General features: G+C 69.9%; 3 protein-coding genes. All 3 read right to left on the bottom strand.

Annotated features, from left to right (window positions below):
* Position 1 precedes the first annotated feature (1 nt).
* Genes A5784_RS29445 through A5784_RS29435 form a run of 3 tightly spaced genes read right to left on the bottom strand, consistent with a single transcriptional unit; the run spans position 2 to position 9,227 of the window.
* The gene (locus A5784_RS29445) at positions 2–2,641 is read right to left on the bottom strand and encodes an ABC transporter permease (protein WP_064948400.1); all 2,640 of its coding nucleotides are present in this window, start codon (positions 2,639–2,641) and stop codon (positions 2–4) included.
* 2 nt (positions 2,642–2,643) lie between these two features.
* Positions 2,644–6,195 carry a tubulin-like doman-containing protein gene (locus A5784_RS29440; protein ID WP_064948399.1) on the bottom strand — a complete coding sequence of 1,184 codons (3,552 nt, stop codon included), beginning with the start codon at positions 6,193–6,195 and terminating at the stop codon, positions 2,644–2,646.
* Positions 6,195–9,227: a vWA domain-containing protein gene (locus A5784_RS29435; RefSeq protein WP_197514914.1), complete on the bottom strand. Its 3,033-nt coding sequence runs from the start codon at positions 9,225–9,227 to the stop codon at positions 6,195–6,197. The genes A5784_RS29440 and A5784_RS29435 overlap by 1 nt, the downstream gene beginning before the upstream one ends.
* Positions 9,228–9,289 lie beyond the last annotated feature (62 nt).

The raw sequence follows: 9,289 nt of genomic DNA, 5'->3' as shown, positions 1-9,289 counted from the left end.
GTCAGAACACCATGTCCTCCCCTGGCGGCGCATCGGATTCGGTGCGTCGAACCATCATCGTGGGCTCGTCCTCGCCACCTGGCGCGACGGGCACCGGCATTTCGAACAAAGCAAAATCGTACGGCGGCAAACCGTCGCTGGCCTGAACAACGACTGCCCGGTAGCCCAGCCCGGCCCGGATCACCACCGCGTCGTCGACGGCAACGCCGGAGCGGCCTGCCGTCACGGCCGCATTGGTGAACAGGGACGCGTCGAACGGAGCGGCCCGTCCCGCGCGGTGGTCGGTGAATCCGGCGCCGAACTGCTGCGCGGGCACTTCCCGGTTCAGCGTCGGGACCGCGACCGTGCCGGTCAGCGCGTCGGCGAGGCCACCCGGTTGCCCACCGGCCTCGTCGGCGAACATCTGCTCCACGCGGGCCCACAAGGCGTCGGCGCCGGTGGGCCGCACCCGGCCCTGCAGCACTGCCGCCGACCACTGGTCCAGCCCCGATCCCGACCCGACGCCGGGGAGCTTGAACAGGGCCGCGGGCTCCTCACGAAGCCTGCCCGCGGCCTCGCCGAGCATGTCCTCCCACGGCTTGGTCAGCCAACCCAGCGCGTAGAGCCGACGCTGGATGCCGTGGGCGGCGTTGTCGGCCTGGTCGGCGCTGGGCGTGGCGACGCCGATCTGGGTGGACCGCGGCAGCCCGTCGACGAGTTGGCCGACGGCCGCACGGGCCGGCGGAGCCACGCCGAACGGGGCACGCAGCACCGCGCCCAGCGTGCGGCACCACGCCAGCAGCTGACCGTAGGCGGAGGTCAGCCGGCTCAGATCCTGCACGGCGTTGCGCAGGTTCGCATGCATGGTCTCCAGCTGATTGAGCTGCGATCTTCGCAGGTTCATCTCGGCGAACAGGTCGCGTTGGCTGAGCATGAACAACCCGAGCGAGACCACGATGTACAGCACGATCAGCGATGCCCCGGTGATCAGGGCGAACTTCCAGCTCGACCACCCGATGGCGGCGACCCCGATCAACGCCAGCAGCACCACGAACAATGCCGCGGTGAACGTCTTGAGGATGGTGCCGACCGCCTGCTGACGCTGCCGCAGCTGCTCGTCGACCGCGTTGCGGTCACCCATCGACTGGATCTGTGACACCAGGCCGGCCACCTCGCCGCGGGCCCGCTGCATGAAGTCGGCCAAGATGGTGCCGACCTGCCAGGCGTAGCTCTTCGCCGCCGCGGCCTGCCAGCGGTCGAGCTCGGTCCCGGTGTTGCGGGCCTCCACCCCGGCAGCCGGGTCGGAATAGGCGTGCTGCAGGCGCTCGCGCACGTTGGCCGCGCCGAGCACGTCGGCGCCCTCGATGGCGGTGACGCCGATGACCGCGGCCAGCGAGGTGGGAATGCCGCGGAATTCGTCAGCCGCGCTCGGCACGACGTCGGCGGCGTTGAACACCACGCCGACCGCCGATCCCACGGCGATCGGGTCAAGGCCTGCGGCTCGGCGACCGCCGTCTGCCAGGGTCAGTGCGCCGTTGACAAAGTCCGTCCACAGCGCACTGAGGTCCTGCTGGACCAGGTGTGCGCCTTGGCCGCTCAGCGCGGTCTGCAGGGTTTCCGCACTGCGGCCCAGGTCTTGCCAGTCGGCCTTGGCGGTGTCGGCGACGACGGCGAACGCCGAGTCGGTGCGGCCGAACACGGTGCCCTGCACCGTCGTCGCCACCACCGAGGTGACCGACCCCATCACCGCCGACAGCCACGCCGACGGGGCACTGCGCAGCGCGGCGCCCATGAATTTGAAGAACATCTTCAGCGCGGCCCAGATGCCGATCGCCTGGGTCGGCGCGGCGTCCGCGGCCAGCCGGGGGCCACGCAGGACGTCGCGGTGTTTGGTCCACAACGCCCGCGCCATCGACTGCGCGGCCGTCGGAACGTCTTCGACATACACCACGGGCACCTGCCCACCGCGGGGTAGCGGCAGCCGCCCCGTCGGGTCGAACAGCTGCGTGCGCAGCGTGCTCTCCACGGCGGTGGTGTCGAGCCTGCGGTAGAACGCCCGCACCGCGCGCACGGTCTGACCGGGCAGGATCTCCATGGTGTCGAACGGGCTGTCGTCGACCCCGGCCCACAGGCCGGCGATGCCCGCCACGACCGGCGCGGTCTGTTGGGCGATGTCGAGCGGGTCGGTCAATCTGCCCCACGGCACCGCACCGAGGCCCGGCGCGGCCGAATCCTCCGGGGCGATCAGCAGGTTGTGCCAGCCTTCGAGCACCAGCGCCAGATCCGGCGCCGTCGGCACGGAATGTCCTGGCGTCAGCAGCAGCCGCAGCAGGCTGATGCGCGCGCCCATCGAGGTGCTCCGCACGATCTGCTCGACGGCCTGCTCGGCGGCCAGCGGCGCCCGCTCGGCAGCAGGTGCCTCGATGGGGACCAGCACCGCAACCCGGATCCGGTCGTAGCGCTCACCGGTCAGCAACTGTTGCAGCACAACAGGTTCGGCGTGGCCGTCGCGGATCAGGGTGGCCGGTGTGGAGGCTCCGCCGACATCGCCGGCGTCGACCCACGCGAACGGGCTCAACAGGCCCACCGCCGAGTAGTCGGCCAGCACGGCGAGCACCTCTTCGCATGCGCGAGGCGGTGCCAGCAGGACGGTCAGCGACATCGTCAGAACGTCCCGCCGTCGGGGATGACCACCGAACTGCCCGCGTCGTCCAAAAATGCTGCGGCACCGGCCTGCTCGCCGCGCGCGAGCGCGTCGGCCTCCCGGTTGACCAGCTTGATCAGCGCATCGGTGGCCCAGTACACGTCCGGGGCGACGTCACGGAAGATCGGCGTCTTGGACGCCTTCGACCGGGTCGTGATTGTCGTGAACGCACCTTCCGGGGTGGCTCCCGGCGTGTCTGCCGGCAGGTACTGCGCGGCGACGTCGCGGACACTGCTCAGCCAGGTCTCCGCAGCGGCACGGCGCTCCTCGGGAGTCTGGGCCGCCGCAATCGGGCCGACCCGGGACGTGACGCCCTGCCCGGACGACCCCGACCGCAGGAACTCGCGCAGCAGCCCTGCCGCGGACAGCTCGACGATGCCGCTGGCCGGGTCTTGGCTGTGCGAGTCGTACAGCTCACGCAGCGCGCCGTAGGGCCGCAGTGACCGCATCACCGGCGGCTCGTGCGACGTCGCGATGGCCAGCAGGATGCCCTCCAGCACCGCGGGCAACCAGTCGTAGGACGCAGTGAACGCCGACGGCGGGGTGAGCAGCGGGTTGGGGAAGGCGAGCCACTGGTTGTCGGCGCCGTCGTAGATGCGGACCGGGTCGTTGTACGGCGAGGCGGGGATCTGGATGCGGCCCAGGATCTGACCGAGGAACCAGCCCGCGGTCATGGTGCGCCGCTCGTCGTCGGTCATCGGCAGCGACGCCGACAGCGGCCGCGAGCGCCGGTACCGCCAGAACTGGCCGCGGCCCGGGCCAGCGGTCTGGGCCCACTGCTGCGCGGCAGGCTTGAGCACCGAGTCGAACGCCAACGGCGAGTAGTTCGGGTACGACCCGAAGATGTCGATGCGGGTGACGCTGTCCTCGTCGGACAACGAACGGCCGTAGTTGTCCTTGGTGGCCTGGTCGATACGCGGGTTGGCGCGCAGTACTTCGGCCAGTGCGTCGGCCACCGGCTGCCCGGCGAACGGCACCTCGGAGAACTTGTACCGGTACTCGACCTGTTGGCCGGGGTGCACCCGTTGCAGCGCCTGATCGTTGACGCTGGCCAGCGGGCGGGCCAGGGAGAGGGCCTCGTTGAACTTGGTCGCGATGTCGCGGCGACGCGTGCTGATCTCGGATTCCGCTGCGCCGACACCCTGCACGTAGTCGCGCAGCGACACCCGGCAGAACTCCTCGAACGCCTCGCCCGGCCGGCCCACGTAGAGCCGCGCGCGAGCCAGCAGTTCGGCAGGCCGGGTGTGAATGTCGAACTGCGCCATGGCCGGAACGCGCGGCCGCCCGGTCTCTGGGTCGGTGCCCAGCGCCCGGGTCACCCATGTCGAGGTGACCTCGGTGAGCCCGCCGGGTGCGGAGACGCCGCCGGTGGTCTGCCACTGGCCCAGGATCACCCGGGTGCTGGCGTCGTCGACGGCGGTGCGCAGCGGGATCATCGCGTGCGCGCCCGCCACAGCCTTGGGCAGATCGGTCTCATAGCGCTGCTTGAAGGCCGACGAACTGATCAGCAGCACCTCGTTGTTGGCCTCGGCGAAGCGGGCGGGCACCAACTCGTCGGAGTCGGCGGGCCAGGCCACGTACTGGTCGGTGGACAGCCGGGCCAGGCCGATGTCCGACGGCGGTTCGGCGCGCGCCTTCTCCAGCAGGATCATCGCTTCACCGAGCGAATCCCGCAGCGGGGCAAGCAGTTCAGCGCCCATCACCCGCATCACATCGGCGATCCGGGCGGCCGCGTCGGCGTAGAGCTGGCGGCGCACCGAGGACCGGAAGCCGTCGAGCGCCATCGCCAGCACCTGGTCGGCGTTGGTCATCACGCCGCGCAGCGAGCGCAGCGCGGCGTCGACCTGCGGAGGAACCGCGACGATGTCGGGCGGGCCCATCGCGCCCAGTTGCGCGACGCCCGGCGCCAGCACGTCGTCGATGTGCCTGCGCAACCGGTCGACGAGTTCGCGGGCGTACGGCAGACCGAGGGTCGCCGCGGCCGCGCCGACCACCTGCTCGAGGTGCTCGGCGAATTCGCGGTGCCAGCTGTAGGCCATCGCATAACCGATCTCGGCGCAGGTGCGGGCCAGATCGGCGCGCCGGTTGAGCACCGCCTGGCGGAAGATCGGCACCCACTGCTCGGCGGACATGCCCTGCGGATTGGGCAGGAAGCCCCGCAATTGCCGTTCGATCAGATTGTTGACCGCGCCCGCCACGGCCTCGGGCGCGAACGCTCCGGTGGCGATCCAGTTGCCCAGGATGCCGACGCGCGTCTGCTCGTCGCCTGTCTGATCCGGGATGCGCAGTTCACCGCAGTGCGTCTGCCACTGACTGCTGAGCAGCGTGTCCAACTGCTCGTTGCTCGACGCGGGGTTGCCGTGCTGGATGTGCCCGAACAGCAGCTTGTCGGCCGCACTGCGAGCCAACCGCTGCGCGGCGTACTCGGCGTACCGGTCGCGGCCCATGCTCAGGCTGGAGAAACCATAAGTGCCCCAAGGCAATACATCCCACGACGAGATGCCCCAGCCCAGGACGTCCCGGTCGCCGACCGGCGATGCGGTGTTACCGAGGTCGTAGGAGACGAACTGATCGCTGGCCTTGCCGCTCATCATCAACCCGGCCAGGCCACGCGCCAGACCGCGGTAGACGGCGTTCTGCGAACCGTCACCGAACAGCGTGCGGTCCGCACCGATGTAGCGGCCGACCGGGAACACGCGCGCGAACGGGATGGGTTCGCCGTCGCCGTGATGCTGGCCCAGGGCCCGCATGATCCGCACGTCGTGCTCGCGGGCGGCGCCGGCTTGGCTGGCGACGATCTCGCCGAGCATGGCCAGGGCATTGGCACGCACGCCGGTGCGGGCGCTCTCGGGCAGCGAATCGAAGATGTCGGGCGTCACCATGAACACACCCATGAGCTTGGGATCGAGCCCGGTGACCAGGGTCAGCAGCCGGCACACGTCCAGGGCCATCGACGCGCCAGCGCCGCCGGCCATCGACGACACCACCAGCACCAGCGGCGGCTCGTTCGGGTCGAACCGGCCCATGCCCGGCACGCTCGCGTTGGCCATCTCCGAGATGGTCTCGACCCGGAACAGCGTGTCCCAGGCCGACTGCAGCCGCGCGTGGATCTCGCTGGCCTTGCTCAGCGTGATCATCCGGCCGATCGCGCGGTACTGCCCGGCGCCCGCCGAGATCGGGTTGGTGACCTCCTGCGGGTTGCGCGGCGCCCAGGTGGCGATGGTGTCGAGCGCACCGCCCGCGGCGAGCCGCTGCGAGAGCGCCCCGTCGAGGATCGCGTAGCTGCTGCCCTGCGGACCGCAGCCGATGTAGCTGCCACCCTGGGTCGGCACGTTCGCCAGCCCCTCAGGCCCGGACTCCGCCGCGCTCGGGACGTCGATGTGCACGAATTGCCAACCGGCCAACAGCTTTTCGATGCCGGCGGCATGCAGTTCGGAACGCAGCTGGTCCATCATGAACGCCAACGTGGCGCCACCCGAACCACCGCATCCGACTACCAGGAATCGACGCATCAGGCTCCTCCACCAAAGGGGTCGAACGGATCAGAGTCATACCGCTGAGGCGGCGCCGGGGGCGGGCCGCCCCGCCGGTCATCGGGCGGCGGCTGCTGTTGCTGCGGCGGCTGCTGTTGAGGCGGCTGTTGCGGCTGCTGCGGTTGCTGCGGCTGCTGCGGCTGCTGCGGCGGATACCCGCCCGGCTGATAGGTGATGGGCGCCTGCTGGGTCACCTCATACGGGTCCGGCGGAGGCGGGTTGGCACCCGGCCGGTAGTCCACCGGGGCGTGCTGAGTCACCTCATGCGGGTCGGGACGCGGGGCCGACGGGGCGGGCCTCGCGGCGCTGCCACCGAACGGATCGGACGGGTTCGACGAGCCGAACGGATCCGCACCTTGCGGAGACTGAGCGTGGGAGCCGACCGGGGCCATCGGCGCCGGACCGCCACCACCACCGAACGGGTCATAACCCGTCGGAGCGCCTCCCCCGGCACCCTCGCCGAACGGTGAGCCGCCCTGGCCCTGATCGTCATACGGCGAGGCCTGCCCGGCCTGCACCGCGCGCAGGCGCAGACCGTTGAGCAGCTCGGGCAGCCGGCGGGCCACCTCTTCGAAGATCTTCTCCCTGGCCGCGGTGTCGGTGTTACCGCTGACCAGCAGCAGCACCTCGGCCTGCGATGAGGGTCCGCGCGGATCATGCAAGACCACCCAGGTGTTGTGCACGGCCAACGGCAGGACCGCATGCAGCCCGGTGCCGTCGGTGCCCGGCAGTTCGGAACTGACGCTCAGCAGGTTGCCTGCGTCGACCACGACGCGGCCCGCGCCAAACGGGCTGCGGCCCATCACGGCGTTGAGCGTGACACCCAGCACCGACAGCCTCCGGACGCCGTCGGTCAGCCCGGTCACCGGCTGCACCAGGTCGGTCTCCGCCATGGCGAACGGTTCCCCGTTGCGCAGGGTCATGTCCTGGTTGACCTCGACGGGGATGCGCTCGGCCAGCAGCGGGGTGTTGGGAATCTTGGTCACCCACCACTTGGACAGATACAGCAGGCCCAGCGGGATGCCCGGGCCCAGCAGCAGCGCCGCGATGAGCACCAGCACGAAATTGGTGGTGTTCAGCGGCTTGATCAGCGATGCCACGAACGGCACGTCGACGGTCTGCCCGTCATCGGGGTGGTCGAGCGCCGCGACGTGTACGGGCACCGTGCCGTTGAGGCCGCCGTGCCCGTCGTGCTCGGTGCGCAGGGTGACCTGCAACTGCCCGGTCTGGCCTTCCTCGACCTTGAGGCAATTGCCCGACGAGTTCGACGGCGAGGTGACCGTCGCGGTGCCGATGTCGTCTGGGCTGGCCGTGGTCTTGATGGCTTCGCCGTCGGCGATCCACGCACAGCCCGGGCCGGTGATGGCCAGTTGTGCCGTCACGCCCTTGGCCGCCTGCACGGTGCCGAAATCGATCCGCTCACCCGGCGTGGGCAGCCCCAGCTTCGGCAAGATCTGCACGGTCTCGGTCTTGTCCTGCGGTGAGAGTTTGGTGCCGGGAGCGATCTGCACGCCCGCCGGGTCGACGGCCGGCGCCGTCGTGACGACCAGCGACATCTTGAGCGTCGCGCGGCCCGGGTTGATCTTCGACAGGTCGGCCTTGACCGGCTTGCCGATGTCCTCCTTGGCCGCAGCGTCCAGCAGCGAGATGGGTTCCTTGCCGTCGGGCACGAGCTGGACCGTCATCTCCGCGGTGCCGGCCAGGCTGTCGGTCGGCACCGGCTTGCCCTTGGCGTCGACCAGCCCGAAAGTCAGGTTGTCGACGGTCGCGCCGCTGCGCCACTGGACCTTGTCGGCGTTGAGCAGCGCCGGGAAGATGTCGGTGCTGATGTGAATGTTGACCTTCGACACCGCGTCGGCATGCTCGCCGGTGGTGTCGACGTAGACGATGGCCCACTGGCCCGCCCATTCGCCGCTGCCCGCGTTGTTGATCGCGATGGACTGCGCCGTTTCGGACTGCCATTCGTAGCTGACCGGCGTGCCACCGACCTCGACGTTGACCTTGCCGTCCTTCTTGGGCAGCTCGACGGTCTGGCCCGATGGCGACACGAGGTACGGGACGACGCCCGTCACATCGCCCGAGCCGAGGATGTTCACCGACTTGATCGACTTGTCCAGCACGAAGTTGTGCCGCGCCTCCGGGCACACCTGCAGCTGGCAGACCGGGCCCTGGGTGTTGATGCCGGGATCCGGGGTCAGCGAATCGAAGGCGAACAGCATGTCGTCGATGTTGGACACCGGATAGAAGTCGCCGGGCACGGGATCGGTGATGTTGCCGCACTTCATCCCGTTGAGGCCCTTGCCGGTCGCGATCGCGCTCATGACGTCGAAGTCGGCGGGGGTTTCCTTGGCGCCCAGACCGACGGCCAGTGTCACGATCTCAGCCGAACGGATCTGGTCGGCCAACCCACCCGCACGGCAGATGGAGTCGATCGACTTCTGTTTGGCCTGGTCCACGCCGGCCTGTGTGCTCAGGTCCACGCCCTCGGCGTACGGCTTGGTCACCTGGCGGGGCGTGAAGTCGATCTGGCCGTCGGAGAACCACGCGATGGCCTGGCAGCGCTGCCCGCCATCCGGGCCCTGCCCGCGCGCGGCCAACGCCTGCCGCGCTCCGTCGAGCGCCTGCCAGTAATCGGTGTCAAGACCGTTGTTCTTCGACTTGATCTCGTTCAGCTGCTGGGCCGTCGCGTCGGCGGTCGCGGCGGTGAGCTCACTCCAATCGTGTTCCGGCTTATAGGTGTCGGAGAACCCGGCCGCGGCCACGTCAAGCTTTGCGTCGACTCGGTCGGCGTAGCGGCCAAGGGTTTGCAACAGGTAGCGGGCCGCGTCCACGCGGGCGCCGTCGGGGTCTGTCTGCTGCAGGCTGCCCGACTCGTCGAACAGCAGCAGCAGGTCGCCGGTCTTCTGGGCGGCCAGGCACGCGCCGAATCGCTTCGCACCGCCCGACGGCGTTTCCGCCGACGCCACCGGCGCCCAGCCCATCAACACGACCGCCGCGGCCAGTACGGCCACGACGGCGATTCTTATGCTCCTCGCGTCCGCGGCCACGAACCTGATGATCCCCCGAGCCATCC

This window comes from Mycobacterium sp. 852013-50091_SCH5140682, assembly GCF_001665685.1.
Taxonomy (GTDB): Bacteria; Actinomycetota; Actinomycetes; order Mycobacteriales; family Mycobacteriaceae; genus Mycobacterium.
Note: the sequence above shows the minus strand (reverse complement) of the source record. Positions and strands in the feature narration are given on the sequence as shown.

What these genes read in the sequence shown, in the direction of transcription:
- A5784_RS29445 (WP_064948400.1), bottom strand. Translation starts at nt 2,641, where the DNA reads ATGTCGCTGACCGTCCTGCTGGCACCGCCTCGCGCATGCGAAGAGGTG.
- A5784_RS29440 (WP_064948399.1), bottom strand. Translation starts at nt 6,195, where the DNA reads ATGCGTCGATTCCTGGTAGTCGGATGCGGTGGTTCGGGTGGCGCCACG.